9 protein-coding genes are annotated in these 16,275 nt (G+C 52.6%); 1 reads left to right on the top strand and 8 read right to left on the bottom strand.

Annotated elements, in window-relative coordinates; genetic code table 11:
* Positions 1 to 182 precede the first annotated feature (182 nt).
* The 6 genes from NSU01_RS13365 to NSU01_RS13390 all read right to left on the bottom strand — a co-directional run bounded on the left by NSU01_RS13365 (position 183) and on the right by NSU01_RS13390 (position 10,527).
* Entirely contained in the window at positions 183 to 2,825 is a 2,643-nt protein-coding gene (locus NSU01_RS13365; protein WP_076246684.1) for a family 16 glycosylhydrolase, read from the bottom strand.
* Between the two features lie 546 nt (positions 2,826 to 3,371).
* Positions 3,372 to 4,967, bottom strand: a complete 1,596-nt coding sequence (locus tag NSU01_RS13370; RefSeq protein WP_076246681.1) for a response regulator — start codon at positions 4,965 to 4,967, stop codon at positions 3,372 to 3,374.
* A 1-nt stretch (position 4,968) separates the two neighbouring features.
* Positions 4,969 to 6,807: a histidine kinase gene (locus NSU01_RS13375; protein ID WP_042136062.1), complete on the bottom strand. Its 1,839-nt coding sequence runs from the start codon at positions 6,805 to 6,807 to the stop codon at positions 4,969 to 4,971.
* A gap of 140 nt (positions 6,808 to 6,947) precedes the next feature.
* A complete protein-coding gene (locus tag NSU01_RS13380) occupies positions 6,948 to 8,618 on the bottom strand; it encodes an extracellular solute-binding protein (protein ID WP_083705667.1) in 1,671 nt (556 codons plus the stop codon).
* Between the two features lie 45 nt (positions 8,619 to 8,663).
* Positions 8,664 to 9,548, bottom strand: a complete 885-nt coding sequence (locus tag NSU01_RS13385; protein ID WP_042242292.1) for a carbohydrate ABC transporter permease — start codon at positions 9,546 to 9,548, stop codon at positions 8,664 to 8,666.
* Between the two features lie 58 nt (positions 9,549 to 9,606).
* The gene (locus NSU01_RS13390; protein WP_039297276.1) at positions 9,607 to 10,527 is read right to left on the bottom strand and encodes an ABC transporter permease subunit; all 921 of its coding nucleotides are present in this window, start codon (positions 10,525 to 10,527) and stop codon (positions 9,607 to 9,609) included.
* 148 nt (positions 10,528 to 10,675) lie between these two features.
* On the opposite strand from NSU01_RS13390, the gene NSU01_RS13395 reads away from it, so the two are divergent.
* A complete protein-coding gene (locus NSU01_RS13395) occupies positions 10,676 to 11,422 on the top strand; it encodes a glycoside hydrolase family 16 protein (RefSeq protein ID WP_076246678.1) in 747 nt (248 codons plus the stop codon).
* A 6-nt stretch (positions 11,423 to 11,428) separates the two neighbouring features.
* Here NSU01_RS13395 and NSU01_RS13400 read toward each other — a convergent pair whose 3' ends face one another.
* Both NSU01_RS13400 and NSU01_RS13405 read right to left on the bottom strand, forming a co-directional pair.
* The gene (locus tag NSU01_RS13400; RefSeq protein WP_076246675.1) at positions 11,429 to 12,403 is read right to left on the bottom strand and encodes a phosphotransferase; all 975 of its coding nucleotides are present in this window, start codon (positions 12,401 to 12,403) and stop codon (positions 11,429 to 11,431) included.
* A 661-nt stretch (positions 12,404 to 13,064) separates the two neighbouring features.
* Positions 13,065 to 16,178: a glycoside hydrolase family 2 TIM barrel-domain containing protein gene (locus NSU01_RS13405; RefSeq protein ID WP_076246673.1), complete on the bottom strand. Its 3,114-nt coding sequence runs from the start codon at positions 16,176 to 16,178 to the stop codon at positions 13,065 to 13,067.
* Positions 16,179 to 16,275 lie beyond the last annotated feature (97 nt).

A 16,275-nucleotide genomic window follows, 5' to 3' on the forward strand; every position in this document is an offset into this window, starting at 1 on the left:
CACCCTTAAGGACGGCATTTGGTCACATTTTGTTTCCGCAAAATTTATTTGGGCTGCATTACCGGCCCTTGAGTGAAATAGAACAGGGGATGGGAAAGTCCTAAGACTTCCCCATCCCCTGTATTAGCGGTCATATGAAGCGGCCATACGTTCAGCCGCTTATCTGTGCCAGGATGCTCTTCCTACTCCGGGGTTCCTTGGGTCACCCCATGCACATAAGTCTGCCATGGGGAATCCAGCGCCCCCTGACCCGGATTGTAGGTGAAGAAGTATTCCACGGTATCACCCTGCTGAAGGTTATTTACCGCGTAGGTGTAGTTGCCGTTGCCCGTTGAGGTCATGGCCACGTTCTGCTGTCCGCCGTTGTTGATTTTGTAATGCAGGTCGGCGAAGGTTGCCTCGTTCACATAGAACAGCAGGTTATTGCCTGTTTTCTTCAGGCCGCGCACCTGATCGCCGATCACAATTACAGTTGCAGGCTGGGGCACCACGGTAATCGTGCTGGTGGCTGTTTTGTTGCCATCTGCCGTTGTGGCCGTAACGGTTGCTGTACCCGGGGCAAGACCGGTTACGAGACCATTCTGGTTCACGGAGGCAGTACTGCTGTTCGATACGCTCCAGACAACCTGTTTATTAGTTGCACCAGACGGCGCCACATTGGCAGTTAACTGGACGCTCTGTCCGGCCTGCACCTGGGCGGTGGAAGGAGTTACGGAGACACCGCTAACCGGAACGTTGCCCGGGTTGCCGGGATTCCCGCCGCCGCTGCCTTCCTTGTAGACCCGTACATAATCTACCTGCATCGTTGCCGGGATGTCAGACGGAGCGGGGGAGAGCCCGCCGTCAAAATGTCCGCCGACCGCCAGATTCATAATCAGATAGAAGGGCTGGTCGAAGGGGGCATTCGGATTGTTCGGTGCTGCTACGGAATACCATTGCTCTCTGTTGACCTTGAAGAAGAATTTGCCGTCCACATACCATTTCACATTGTCTTCTTCCCAGACCATGGAATAGACGTGATAATCGTTCGCGAAGGTCTGCCCCGAAGGGAAGTGATACTCACCGGCGATATACCGGTTCACAGGCCATTGTCCGCCGAAATGTACGGCGCCGCTGGTCGTGCCGGGAAGCCGTCCCTTGGCTTCCATAATATCGATTTCACCGGATGCGGCCCATGCCCCGTAAGCGGCATCTTCCGGCAGCATCCACAGTGCAGGCCAGATGCCATTGCCTGTAGGCAGCTTGGCGCGGATGTCCACCCGGCCGTACTGGAAGGACAGATGGTCCTTGGTGTTGATTTTGCCGGAGGAATATTGCGCATACCGGCTCGGGTCCTGCGGGAAGGACTTTGGTTCATTAATGGCCTTGATATTCAGCTGTCCATTCTGGACAAATACATTCTGGGTACTGTTGGTATAATGCTGCAGCTCCGCATTGCCCCAACCCCAGCTGTTGGGGTCATTAGTGATATAGTACCCCTGTTCATAATTCCACTTGCCGGTGTCGAGCGCTGTCCCGCTGAACTCATCCTGCCAGAGGAGGTTCATCCCGGCCACAGCCGGGTCTGTTGGTGTTCCCAGCGTAATATCTTCCTGGTCGCTTTCATCGGGACGCGGGGCATTGGGATTACCGGTGAAGGTGTAATAGACATAATTGCTGCCGACATTTCCGCCTTGCTGCCCGTTCAGCGGATACCCGATGCGGATTTCCATATTCACCTGGATCGGCTGGAACCACAGGCCATAGATGTAATCGGCCCAGTAGCCCCACTGGTTGGCAGCGGACATATTATTATAGCCATTGCCGGCATAGACGAATCCGCTCTGGCTGGAATCGCTGAGATCCACCCACTGGCCGCCCGCTTTGATCTGATAGACGAATTTGCCAAGCTCGCTGCCAACCGGTGCGCCTCCGTCTATTTTTGGGAGAGGGAAGCCGATGGAGCCGTTGTTATCCGCTGTGTAAGCCGTACCGTCATATGCCGATAGGACATATGAATTCCGGACCGGCTGATTGAAGGTAATCGTATAGATGAGACTGGCCGAAGAGGTCTTGGATGCCAGCTTGACATTGATGGATTCCGTAACGGTGAACCAATAGCCTCCGCCGCCATCGGTGAACTGGCCAAAGTTGCTGTCATAGATCCAGCCGCTGGCTGCGTTATTATCGATATCAATCCAGGTGCTGCTGTTAACAGGCTTCACGTATACTTTCAGATCATCCGCCACGGATTCATAAGTTAAGGCCGGATCATTATTGAAGGTAGGGTAGGTAAAGCCTGCGCTGCCTGTAAAGCCTGCTGTAATCTGCGGCCCTTGTGTAGGCGCCATAGCCGAGATGGTTGTTGTGTTCAGGTTCTGAAAGGCCAGTGTGTAATTAAGAGTGACCGCGCTATTAGCCTTGGAGTAGAGCTGAATTTCGGTTGTAGCGGAGAGCGTGAACCAGTAGCCGTTCATCCCGCCGTCGCTCCAGTGCCCCCAGTTCTGGTTGTAGACATAGCCGCCTGCGCTGTCGATGTCTGTCCAGTTGCCGTTTACTTTGACTTTGACGCCTACATCATCCGACACATCATTCCAGGTGGCAGAGCCTCCGTTGAACACTGGCATGACGAAGCCAAAGCTCGCTTGTCCAACCCCTGATTTGGAGATAACTGGACCGTCTGCTGCTGAAAAATAGGTCATGGAGCTAACAGTGATACCTGCTGCTTCCGCCGTCTGAATTCTCGAAGCAGGCAGCAGGCCGATGCCGGCCAGCATCACTAAGCTCAGGAACAAACATAATACCTTCTGTTTAAATCCGATATCCCTAAGGTGAAGTCGCTTCATACTTGCCCTCCTTTAATTAAATGGTAGTGAAGGTAACCGCTTACATATGAGAGAACATCTTTATTCTATCGAATCTAATATCGCGCTTAAAGGGACAATCCTTTTTGTTATGACCCAATTTTTTGGCTTTTGCTTTATAGGCAGACGCTATTGCGCCTACAGTTCAGAACCTAAGAAGTGAGTGTATTCAACATTGCAGCAATTGATGGAGTTCTGTTCTAAGTGAATATTCAGTGATAGCTGTATAACGTGCAATTAAAAACAGTGAAAAGGAATGCGTGACTCTTATAACTGTAGTCTATACAACTAAATCTGCCCGGATAGGTGAGAACCAAGACAAGTGGAGGTTTTAATTGTACAAAATACAGCTAAACGGATAACTGGTAGCAAATCAGACATTTTAGTTGTACGAAGTACAATTAAGCCGCCTACCGCCTACCGTCTATGCTCATGTACCATAACGATAATCGTGGCACGGCAAACCCTCTGCAAGTATTTTGCCAGCGTGGTTGTCGATGGTCTAAATCTGACACTGTATTGGTGGACTTATTTAGTGAAGTCTTGCTCGATTTGCAGCCCGCTGTCCCGGTAATCGCCCTCCTTGCCATGCCTGCGGCGGATCAGCTGCCGGTATTCCGTGGGCTGCATATGCATCACATCCCGGAAGGCCCGTGTGAAGCTTTTGTAGCTTTCATATCCGACCATTGAGGTAATCTCGACGATCTTATGGTCAGTTTCTGCAAGCAGACGCCGGGCTTTATCCAGACGCACATCACGCAGGTATTCGGCGAAGCCTTTGCCGATATTCTTCTTGAACTGGTTGGAGAAATAAGCGTAATTCAGCGACACATGGTTGGACACCATCGCGAGATCCAGCGGCTTGTGGTAATTCTCGTGGATGAAACGGATGGCTTCGTTCAAGTCCTGAGAGTTGCGGTAGCTGCACTTGTATTCATAATAAAATTGGTTCAGCCGGAGCAGCTGCTGCTGCAGCGCCTGAATATAATCGCGGATGCCCGGATAGTCGAACAGGTTGCGCAGAGAGTCTAAGTCCAGCGCTTCTTCTCCCATGTACGGGCGGATTACACGCTCATATTCCTCCATCATCTGGACTACGGCCCGGCATAGCTGCTGTGTATATCGAATGTGATACCGCTGCAGCACATCCTTGTGGAATAGGCTGGAGATCCCTTGGGTGATTCTGCCGCTGTTCTTGGTGCCGGTTAACTGGAACAGGGCATACAGCTCCTCATAGGGGAGCTCCCACTGCTGCGCCAGCCGCTCTATATGCGCAGGCAGGAGACAGCGCTTATCCGGAAACAGGAAGCTGTGGCGGTACAGCTCCAATACCAGCGTATAGCTGCCCGGAAGCTCCCTTAATCCATGCTGCGGGCTGGTCATTGCAGTAATGGCCTCCATCTGCTCGGTTTGGAGTGCGGCAGGGAAGATTCCCGGATCTACGGCTGCATCAACCGCCAGGATCAGGTGGGGGCGGTGCTGAAGACAGATACAGCCGTGTCTGCCATATACGCGGTAAGCAATAGATTCTATGCTATGGCTGCTGCTGGCACCCGGCTGGTTAATCCACAGCTCCTCGCGCAGCAGGCAGAGCCGGTAGCTGCTCCATAGCTCTGCGCTCTGCTGCTCAGTCGCGTCAATCCACGTTTCATCACCCGCCGCGCCTTGCATATACATGCGCAGCTCCTTACGGTCGGTCTCCATGGCGCGGCGGGACAATTGCTCAAGATTACGCGAGAGCGACATTCGCGTCTGAATTTCCTGCCAGACATGCTCCACCGAGGACTGCAAATCCTCCCGTTTCACAGGTTTGAGCAGATAACCCTTAGCCCCAAGCTCAATGGCCTTCTGGGCATAGGCGAAATCGCTGTAGCCGCTAATAATCAGATAATCAACCTTAATACGTTCCTCTTTGGTCTGAGCCATCAGCTCCAAGCCATCCATATCAGGCATCCGGATATCGGTAATCACCAGCTGGATGCTGTGCTGACGCAATAGCTCCAGTGCCTCAATCCCGCTTACAGCGCTGTATATATGGTCAAGCTGCAGAGGGAATTGGCGCAGCATGGCCTGCAGGCCGTCACGGATCTGCTTTTGATCATCCACAACCAGAATATTGATCATGCTACCATCCTCCAAGATTCACATTTTCCCAAGGGAGCCGTATGGTTACGCAGGTATAGGCGCTCTGCACGCTGTCAATCCAAAGTCCGCAGCCCTTGCCGTAATGCAGCTGCAGGCGCTTATGCACATTCTCCAGACCCAGCCCGTTCTTGCTGGTAATAATCGGCGTATCCGAGTCGCCCCGCAGCACAGACTGCAGCTTCTCCAGCATCTGCGGATCAATGCCTGCGCCGTCATCGCGGACCTCGATCAGCAGCAGGCTGTCATTCTCTACCCTAACAGTAATTTGGATATGTACACTGCCGCCTGCAGGGGCTGCGTGATGCACGGCATTCTCGACGATAGGCTGCATGCACATTTTGGGAATCGTATAGTGCTGCACCTCCGGGGGAAGAGCGGCCGACAATTCAATGCTTCCGCCTTCCATGAAGTTGATGAACCGGATATAGCTGTGGATGTTGGCAAGCTCTTCACTGAGGGCAACCGTATCGCTGCGCCACTGCATGCTATAACGCAGCAGTGAGCCTAAAGAGACCAGTGCACCAGCAATAGCTGGCTGCTGCTGGACCTCCGCATGCATCCGGATCGACTCCAGGGCGTTGTACAGGAAATGGGAATTAATCTGTGAGTGCAGGGAGTGGAGCTGCGCGTTCTTGGCGATAAGTTGTTTATCCACCACCTGTGTCATCAGATGCCGGATTTCGTCCAGCATATTATTGTAGCTGACGGCCACGTAGTCGATTTCGTCACCGGTTTCGTTATGCCGGAGTCCTGTTTCAATCTTCGCATCCAGTTGCCCCCTGCGTACCTTGCGCATGGAGACGAGCACCTTCTCCAGCCGCCGGAATATACGCCGGGTCATCTGTGAAACGAGCAGCAGCATAAGCAGCAGCACACAGGAGGTGACGGCGATCACAATCAGGTACCAGTTCCGCGGGCCCTGCATCAGCGCCTGACGGGAGGCGATATCGACCACATAGGCGTTCAGAGGAGCGATGTAGCGGTACATCGCGTAGTAGGTTTGATCCCCGGAATGAATCTTAACCGGGTTATTCTGCTGCAGCACATCCAGCTGTTCATGAACCCGGCTAAGGATTCCGTCCAGCTTCTCCCCGGCATTCTGCGGGAATTCATGCCCCGGATTGTATACATTCCGGAAAGCACTTGTTCCGTCCATTACAACACTGAAGAAATCACCACCCGTGTCTTCAAGCAGATCGCTGAAAAAAACACTGTGCCTGGCGCGGATTTCCATAATGGTGGGGAGCTTCTGCTGCTGGCCCTGAGGCCGCACCAGCCTGTAGTAGGATAATGTATCCTCGCCATCCTTAAAGGCGGATAAGCGGAAGGCGGCCCCGCCTTCATCCCGGAGCGTCATCCAGTAATCCTGCGGCCAAAACTTGCTGTAATGATAGATTTCAGGCCAGATTTCGTATACATCCGGGTTATCGACATAGAAGCTTAGCTCACTTATCAGCTCATGGCTTTGAATGATATTATGCATCTGCTCATACTGGTTTTGCTTGAATTTCACGAGCCGCAGGCCGTCCCCGCGCATATTGGTATGAATGAAATCCACAAATGCCTTCTGGGTCAGAGCGGTGGAGGAAGCGTTCTCAAGAATATCCATCCGGCTGCGCAGCCGTTCATTCAGGCGTGCGACATGATTGCTGCCCTCCGCCATAGCTTCCTTGTAGAGCTGGCTTTCCTGCGTACGGATGAATAAAAAGGAGACCACGATCGCAGGTATGGCAATCATGAGGCTGAAGGCCAGAAACAGCTTGGTTGAGATGCGGGAATTCCGGTAAAGCTTCCTCATCGTAGTCAGCAAATACTTCATCTGGTTAACCTCCCATCCCTGTAATATACCATATATTACAAACCGGCTGGTAGGTAATAAGGCGCTGCGGCTTAAGGGGAGAAACCCCTCTAAGCAGGGAATACCGGCCGCCATTCCGGCCGCCGGCATAGTTCAAGACATTATTCCGCCATTTTGGCTTTGCGTGCATCCAGCTCCGTCTGGCGGTATTCCTTCACCTGCTCGAAGCCGTAGCTGTCGCGGCGGGACAGGAAGCTGTCGAAGATTTTGTCAAAAGCAGCTTCGTCCTTGGCCGTAATCAGCTCAGGGAGTACTTCTTCCCAGTTCTGAGAGATGCGCGCCCAGGCCACCGCTACATCCGAATCGCCAAGCGGGTCCAGTCCTTTATAGATACCGCTGTCGATATCGGCCTGTGCGTTCGCGAAGTCTTCCATCTGCTTGATCACAGGCGCTTTCTCCGGTCTCCACTGGTTGACGATAACAGGGTTGCGCATCATCCAGTAGGTATCCAGTATGCCGTATTCCTTCTCCAGCTTCTCAATATTGCTGCCCAGCATGTCAACGAATTCAGTCTTCAGCTGCGGTTTGCCGTCCACCGTATCCCAGGTTTCGCCTTCCTTGCCGAGGAACAGGTCTCGCTGGCCCTCTTCACTGGCGAGGTAGGTCAGGAAGCGGATCGCACGCTCCGGATTCTCTGTGGATTTGCTGATCATGGTTACCATCCAGCCGTCCATGTTGCCGGGGAACAGCTTGGCGCTGCCGCCTTTGCTGTTCTGCGGCCCGTCAACTGCGATGTAGTTGGAGTCCGGATTAGCACCCGCAGCCAGCATCGGATTGACAGCGGTCATGCCGGTCCATTCGCGGATCATCATGAAGTAGCGGGCGTTGTTCGTTTTCTCTTCCACCTGGGTATCGGAATCCACCAGGAAATCCACGTTAATCAGTCCGCGCTCGTAAGCGGTACGGAAGGTTTTGAGCCAGGCGATATAATCCGGGTCGGTCACACGGTCATATACGCTGCCGTCTTTCTCATGCGGAACGGCCAGCAGATTCTGCAGATATTCCGTCATCCCGTAAGGGACATTTCCCTGGGCGAAAAAGGGGCTCATAGGCTGACCCTTATACTCGGAATACTTATCCTTCAGCAGCTGCAGCGCACCAAGGAAGCCCTCCGGGGTACTGAGGTCCGGACTGCCCATTTCCTCGTACAGATCTTTGCGGACCAGGAAGGTCTGATTGGCGGCCGTCATGCCGGTCTCATGCATCAGGTTGGGGCTGTAGGAGTCATTCGGAACCCCATACGTGTTGCCGTTCTCCTGGCGGTACCACTTCAGCGTACCGTCACCTGCTACCTTGTAGAAGTAAGGGTCGTACTGATCGGCCAATTCATTGAGGGCATAGACATGATCGCCTTCCCACAGCTTTTTGACAGCGGTTTCCCAGGAACCCATAGAAATGAGATCCGGCAGCTTGCCCGAGGTCATCATTAGAGTAATTTGCTCGTTAGCTTCACCGGAAGGGACCTCCAGCTTGACATTGACACCCGTTTTCTCCGTCACATATTTGGAAGCCAGGCTCTCGCCCCAGGTGTGTGCATACCAGTTCGCTCCAACAAACCAGGTTAAATCGATAGGGCTGGTATCGAGCTTCCAGGCGGGTTCATCAGGATTCTGAGTGGCTTCTGCCTGAGGCGCCGTTGTAGTATCAGCCTGCGGCGCAGTTGTGGGTGCGCTTTCCTTATTGGCGGAATTGTTGCTGCAAGCGGCCAAGGTTAACGTCAGGATTACGGCCAGAATCATGGCTAAGAATGGTTTGACAGATTTGCTTTTCAAGGCATAATCATCCTTTCTGTATGTGTGTAGAATGGTTCATTACGGCTAGCCTTTAATAGCACCTATCATCACACCTTTGACCAGATAGCGCTGGATGAAAGGGTAGAAGATGAGGATAGGCAGCGTAGCCACCATCATGGAGGCGAATTTGATCGAGTTGCCGGGTAATCTTGCACCGAATTGCGCCATCGCCTGCTGCTGCATGAAGGACATGGAGTTCTCGGCAATGATTTTGTACAGCATGGTCTGCAGCGGCAGGAGCTCCTGGGAATGGATATAGATGACTCCCTGATAATAGTCGTTCCAGTGATAGACTGCAGAGAAGAGGGAGATGGTGGCAATAACAGCCATGCTGTTGGGCAGGACAATCCGGAACAGGACGCCATAATCCGAAGCCCCGTCCACCTTGGCTGATTCCTCCAGGCTGTCTGGAATGGTGCGGAAGAAGCTCATAAATATAACCATATTAAAAAAAGTATACATGGAAGGGATAATGAATACCCAGAAACTATCATACAGGCCCAGCTTCGTCATGAGAATGAAGGAGGGAATCAGCCCGCCTGAGAACAGCATCGTAATCAAAGAGATTTTGAGATACAGCTTGCGGCCCATCAGATTGGACTTGCTCATTCCGTAAGCTACGATAGCGGTGAACAGCACATGCACCACAGTCCCTATCACCGTACGCATGGTTGTGATGTAGAAGCCGTTCATCAGCGTTCTATCATTAAAGGCTACACTGTAGCTGGCCAGCGAGAGCTCTTTGGGAAACCAGTTGACGGTACCCAGCGAGGCCTGCGCCGGTGAATTCAGCGAGTTGACGAGTACAAACCACATCGGGTACAGCGTCAGAAAGCAGACCGCCAGCATCAGCAGGGTATTGCCGACCTCAAAAGCGCCAATCCGCCGGAATCTTCCGCGTCTTGCCATGAATCTGTTGTCTCCTTTCCAGGTGGAGTCGGCTTCGCCGCTCATAATTCCGTTTCTTCTAAAAAATACTGTCGCCGGTCAGCTTCTTGGAGGTCTGATTGGCCAACAGCAGCAGCCCCAGCGCTACGATTGAGCGGGCAAAAAGGACGGCGGTGGAGAAGGAGTGACGCCCGGAGACCAGCCCCATGTTGTAAATGTAGAGGTCGAGACTCTCCGCCATCTTCATGTTCATGTTGTTCTTCAGCATGAAGATCTGCTCGAAATTACTGCCGAGTATTCCGCTGACCGCAAGAATGAACAGAATAGCGATCGTGGGGCGGATGCTCTGTACCGTGATATGCCACATCCGCTGCCAGCGGTTCGCGCCGTCCAGCTCGGCTGCTTCATATAGCCCCGGATCAATGCCCGCTATGGCTGCTATGTAGATAATGGCGCTCCAGCCGGTTTCCTTGAGCGTATCGGTGAAAAAGGTAATCCACCAGAAGTACTTAGGGTCGCTGTTAAACAGGATTTCCCGGTCCTGGAACCCGATCGCCATCATCAGCTGGTTAATGACACCGCCCTCCCCCAGCCAGTTGAGTGCGATTCCGCCAAAGATCGTCCAGGCGATGAAATGGGGCAGGTACGAGATTGTCTGCACCGTGCGCTTAAACCGCAGACCCCGGATTTCATTAAGCAGCAGGGCGAATAGAATGGGGATTGGAAAACCTAGTACGAGCTTAATTGTACTCATCCCGAGGGTATTGCGGATCGAGCGCCAAAACCGGTCATCCGTCATAAAATCCTGAAAATGCTTCAGCCCGACAAACGGCGACTCCAGCATGGGCTTCGCGATGCTGAAGTCCATGAAGGCAATGATCAGCCAAAACATAGGGATATAACAAAAGATGAACATCCAGATAATGCCCGGTATTACCATGCTTTGCAGCTGCCACTGCCTGACAAGCGCTTTCATTTGTTCCGTTCTGTATTGGAACATGTGCTGTGCCCCCTTCCTCTTTCATCGTATGAGAAAAGGGCAGAGGAAAAAAGGCCATGATTATTGACCCTATCCCAATTTTTTGGATTCCACCCACCGGGCCTGGAAATTAAGTATGCTGTGATTAACTGAAGGGAGTGTGCGAAGGATGAACAAGCTTATATGGGAGCAGGATTTCCTAAGCGGAAATGCGGATTTGCAGAGCTGGAATATCCGCCTGGGCAACGACTTATTAGACAATGACGGGAAGCCGGTGTATCCGGGCTGGGGGAACGGGGAGCAGCAGTTTTATACGGGGAATCCGGGGAATCTGTCTATTGGAGAAGAAGGCCTGCAGCTGTGTGCGCGCCGCGAAACTTTGGAGCAGGATGGACGCAGCTTCGCGTATACTTCAGCCCGCCTGGATACCCGGGACCAGTTCTCTTTCTGCTACGGCAGGCTGGTCGTGCGGGCCAAGCTGCCGGTGGGGCAGGGAATCTGGCCCGCCATCTGGCTGCTTCCGCAGGATCAGGCTTACGGGCCCTGGCCCGCCTCCGGGGAGATCGATATGCTGGAGGCGAAGGGACGCCTGCCCCGGCAGATTGCGGGAACGCTGCATTATGGACCTGATCTTGCGCATAAAGTCGTCGAAGAGTTCACCTATGAGCTGGAGAACGGAACGATTAATGAGTTCCGGGAGTATGCGCTGGAATGGGAAGCCGGTTCCATGCGCTGGCTGGTCGACGGGCAGTGCTTCGCTAAGCGGAGTCTGGAGCCGGGGGTGATGCCCTTTGATCAGCCTTTTTATCTGCTGCTTAATCTTGCAGTGGGCGGCTGGTATGACAATGTGGCGGTGGACGAAGCTAGCCTGCCGGCGGTGATGACGGTGTCAAGCATCCGGCTGTATCAGCACTGAATCAGCTCAAATTCCGGCGAAAATATCCTCCAGTTGGTCCCAGTTGGCGGCGACCCAATTATTTTCGTGGCGGAACCGGATGAGCGGTGTGAATTCATCCTTTTGGGGAACCGCAATCCATTCGGCTTCCCTCCACCATGTTAATTTAATGGAACGGATCAATTTGTCCACGGATAATGGGATATGCTCGCGGTAGCCGGTCACAAAGGCATGGACCCGGTCCAGTCGGAGCTGGCTGCCTGACAAGGTACAGGACAGGATGGGGCGTGATATATCGAACTCCGGGTACACGAAATGCAGTCTGTCGAAGTCAAGGATAGCGGCCACTTCATCGGCGCTGAACAGAATATTATCGACGAACAAATCCCAGTGCCCCCAGCCCCGCTCGCAGTCTGCAAAGATACCGGTATCCATTCCATCAATAATTCTCCGCTGAATCTCAAGCGCTGCAACCGTTTCGCCATTATGAAGGGTGGTGGCCTGAAGGTATCTTTTGTCCCAGTGCTTCACCATAGCTTCTTGGGTCCGTATATTCCAGTGCAGGGGCAATGGAGTCAGGTCCGTGTTCAGCAGCTTATGCATCCGGCCGACTACGCTCCCCAGCGCATACATTTGGGGCTCACTTGCCGAGCCCGGCTCAACACTGCTTCCGTCACACAGGTTCATCAGCACATACCGTTCCTGCGAAGGCGTTCGTAAGACATATTTCCCCTGATGTGAAAATAACTTCGGAACCGGGATGCCCTGCAAATGCAGCTGATCCTGATGAGTCAATGAAATTTCAAGTCCGTGGGTGAGGTGCTCCGGGTAACGTATCTTGCTGTATTGCTTCACGAATAAACGTCCGTGATCACTTTCAAGCTTCCATTTCAGATTCAGGAAACCCTGATCAATCTGCGTAGCCTTAGTAACGTGTACCCCGAAAATCTCTGAAATGGAGCCTAAGATTTCATCCCGGATGGTTGCGGCTGTGTCGGACATATAATATCTCCTCACCTGGAAATATAAATGATGAATGTATTCAGGGTTAACACTAGTTTAATCTCTGTAATGCTGCTATATGACTTTATTTTCACCGGAGTGAAGGGATTATTCAAGATAAATATTTGCTGAGAAACTGAAGGGGACGCAGCCATTTACTGCCCGGATAGTTCAACTTCATAGACCAGTGAATGCTGAATACGGGTGCTTAAATTTACACTGTAAAAGCTTAAATGTTGTACGTATTGCAACTTGGTTTCGCAGAAACCTGGGTGTGGGGATAGATTGTTGTATGAAATACAACAATTGGGCTGCTAATCCGCTTGGAGAAGAGAAAAATGTTGTATTTCATACAACAAAAGTGGATTATGCCCGGAATTATAAGGGAAATGTTGTATTTTGGGCATGATTTTTAAAAAATGGTTATTACCTCACAAGCATCCGGCAGAGAATTTTATTCGCCAGGGCGCATGAGGAGGATTGAAGCTCAATTTCGTGCGGTGAGGCTTAGTTCAGCAGTTGATGGGCAGATGATGAGCAAGCGAAAAGAGGTGTCCCAAGCCGCAGAACCGGCTGCCGGGACACCTCTTTATTGAAAATATAACATGTTTCACATGCTAACTTATCCTTCTATGCCTCGCTGTTCAGTTTGTGAGGCAACTTAAACGAGTGAAAGCGTGAAGCGGAACGAATACGCACGGTTAGCAGGCAGGGTGAACTGCTCATGGGTCGGGGCGCCCCAGCTGTCGTCACCGCCGACGCCCATCTGCTTGTAGTTCACGCGCAGCACCGTTTTGTTGGATACAGGTAGCTTGTAGCCATGATCGCTGGCTTCCAGCTCAGCTGCACTCCAAGGCAGGGCGTTGACTTCGATAGGCAACGCGCCTTCTACATGCAAGCCGTGTCCATCACTGCCTGCAGTGACAGAGGCATATCTTACATCCGTCTTGTTGCCGCATTCCTGCGGACGGAGATACGGTGTGTATTGCCCGCTGACCGAGCCGCTGTAACGTCCCAGCGGAGCTCCGGACTGCCGGTCCCAGTAGTTCTCATGCGGGCCGCGGCCGTACCAGGAGATGGTGTCGAGGCTGCTGTCCAGCTCGAAGGCCATGCCGAATTCCGGAATCTCCGGCAGCTTGCTGCTGCCCGGCTGAAGCACCTGAACAATCTCTACCGAGCCGTCTGTGCGGATCTCGAATTGAACACGCAGCAGGGATTTCGGCTGGGTATCCAGCAGATACTCAGCAGTCACGAAACCGAGACTGCCCTCTACACGGCAGCTGAACCCGGTGAGCTGACGGCTGTAAGAGACTTCCTTCCAGACTGCGCATCGCTCGGGATGCTTGTTGCCGAGGTCATTGTCGGTTACCGCTCTCCAGAAGTTAGGTCTTGCCGGTGCAAGCAGATGCTCTTTGCCGGAAGACTGGTAAGAAACCAGGGCGCCGGATGCCGTGTCGAACGATATTCCGAAGCTGCTGCCTGCAAATGTCACCAGCCCGTCTTGCTCATTGACCTGCAGCTTACTCCCTGGATTAACAGGAGTGGCGGCCGGAATATATGGGGACAGAATGAACTGTTCCCAGGCGACTTCGTGGCCTGCACCTGCCCAGGCTGTTTCGGCCTGCAGGAAGAACGAGACCGTAAGTACAGCTTCTTTGCCGGTTTCAAGCAGGCTGTGATCGTACGGAACGGCAATTTCAGCGGTTTCACCGGGTGCTGCGGACAGAGGCAGCGTTCCCTCCTGGACGGCTTCTCCATCCAGCGCCAGCTTCCATTGCAGCTGATAGTCTTCCAGATCCGTAAACAGGAAGTTATTGCGAACCTGCAGACGTCCGGTGTTCAGGTCCAGCGCGGTGAGGACAATGCTCTGATAGCATTTTTTGACCTCCAGCAGCTTGGGAGTAACCGTACGGTCAGCAAACAGCAGGCCGTTGCCGCTGAAGTTGCCGTCATGCGGATTTTCCCCGAAATCACCGCCGTAGGCCAGATAGCTTGTGCCGTCAGCTGTAGTAGTGCGGATCGCCTGATCTACCCAGTCCCAGATAAAAGCGCCCTGAATGATGTCATACTTGTCAAACAGCTCGGTGTACAGATGCAAACCGCCGCAGGAGTTGCCCATAGCATGGCTGTATTCACAGAGAATGTATGGCTTCTTGGGATGGTTCAGCGCATATCTCTCAACATCATCCGGTTTGATGTACATGGTGGATTCGATATCACTTGCGGCTTCCGATGCTCTGTAATGGAAAATCCCTTCGTAATGCACCGGACGGGTCGGGTCGGCTTCCCGCAGATAGTCGTGCATGGCCAGGAAGTTATCGCCGCCGAAGGACTCGTTGCCAAGCGACCAGATGATGACCGACGGATGATTCTTGTCTCTTTGCATCATGGAATTGCAGCGGTCAATGACATTGGCGCGCCATTCCGGCCGGCTGGCAGGGACATTGTGCTCATGCAGCTCCTGCTGCCCGTATTGCCAGGAGCCATGGGTCTCCAGATTCGTCTCGTCGATGACATAGAGACCGTATTCGTCACACAGCTCATACCATACGGACTGATTCGGATAATGGGAAGTCCGCACAGCATTGATATTATGCGATTTCATGAGCTTGATGTCGGTGATCATATCTTCTCTGGAGAGCGCCCGGCCGGTGTCACAGGAGAATTCATGACGGTTGGTACCCTTGAGCACGATCCGTTTGCCGTTGATCTTCATCAGACCATCCTGGATCTCGAAGGTACGGAAGCCTACCTTGCAGCTGACCGCTTCCAGCACTTGTCCCTGATCATCCGATACAGCAATAACCAGTGTGTACAGATAAGGCTTCTCGGCGCTCCACTTCTTCGGGTTCGTCACTGCTGCGGACAGCTCTAGCTGCTGAACTCCGTCCTGACCGAAAGCGACAGAGGCGGAGACAGGTTTAGCCCATATGGGCTGTTCCTTACCGTCATAGAGCTGGACCTGTACCGAATGGGACTCAATCACCTTGTCAAAATAATTCTCAATCGTCAGATTTACATTCAGCTGCGCATCGGTAAACTTCTCATCCAGATCTGTGCGGACGTAGAAATCAGCAACCCGCACAGGCGGTGCAGTACACAGATAAACATCGCGGAATATTCCGCTCAGCCGCCAGAAGTCCTGATCCTCCAGCCAGCTGGCATCGCACCATCGGTAGACTTCTACAGCCAGCTTGTTGACACCGGGTACCAGATAAGCGGTAATATCGAACTCGGATGGCGTGAAGGTATCCTCACAGTATCCGGCCAGCTCGCCGTTCACCCAGACATAGAAAGCGGATTCAACCCCCTGGAAGCTGAGGTACACCGGCTGCCCATCCCAAGTCTCGGGTACGGTGAAGGTGCGGATATAAGAGCCTACCGGATTGTACACGGTCGGGGCAAAAGGCGGCTTCAGCTCCGGCTCGGACACGGCCCATGGATAACGGACATTGGTATATTGCGGATAATCATATCCCTGGAACTGCCAGTGGGAGGGTACGGTAATATCCGCCCAGTCTCCGGAGTCATAACCGGCAGTATAGAAATCCTTGATCCGTGCTTCCGCAGTTTCGGCGAATGTGAATTTCCAGGTTCCGTTCAAGGATTGATAACGGGAGGAGGCTTCTTTAGTTCCCTGCAGGGCTTCAGCCACTGCCGGGAAAGACATCATGGAGGCATGCGCGTCTATCCGGTTCAATTGAAATAGCTCAGGATTATTATTCCATTCCGGATATCCGTTTGCAGGCTGCTGGTATGAGAGCTTATGGCGCAAGTTAACATCTCCTTATATTGTTATATTCATATTATAGAATGGAGAATGTCTGGGGTATATATAATGATATTCATCAAATATATCAAAATATGAAACA

It is taken from the genome of Paenibacillus sp. FSL H8-0259 (genome assembly GCF_037963255.1).
GTDB lineage: Bacteria > Bacillota > Bacilli > Paenibacillales > Paenibacillaceae > Paenibacillus_AQ > Paenibacillus_AQ phytohabitans.

Excerpts from the sequence above, each read along its gene's own strand:
- NSU01_RS13365 (WP_076246684.1), bottom strand. The coding sequence starts at position 2,825 with ATGAAGCGACTTCACCTTAGGGATATCGGATTTAAACAGAAGGTATTA.
- NSU01_RS13385 (WP_042242292.1), bottom strand. The coding sequence starts at position 9,548 with ATGGCAAGACGCGGAAGATTCCGGCGGATTGGCGCTTTTGAGGTCGGC.
- NSU01_RS13390 (WP_039297276.1), bottom strand. The coding sequence starts at position 10,527 with ATGTTCCAATACAGAACGGAACAAATGAAAGCGCTTGTCAGGCAGTGG.
- NSU01_RS13400 (WP_076246675.1), bottom strand. The coding sequence starts at position 12,403 with ATGTCCGACACAGCCGCAACCATCCGGGATGAAATCTTAGGCTCCATT.
- NSU01_RS13370 (WP_076246681.1), bottom strand. The coding sequence starts at position 4,967 with ATGATCAATATTCTGGTTGTGGATGATCAAAAGCAGATCCGTGACGGC.
- NSU01_RS13375 (WP_042136062.1), bottom strand. The coding sequence starts at position 6,807 with ATGAAGTATTTGCTGACTACGATGAGGAAGCTTTACCGGAATTCCCGC.
- NSU01_RS13395 (WP_076246678.1), top strand. The coding sequence starts at position 10,676 with ATGAACAAGCTTATATGGGAGCAGGATTTCCTAAGCGGAAATGCGGAT.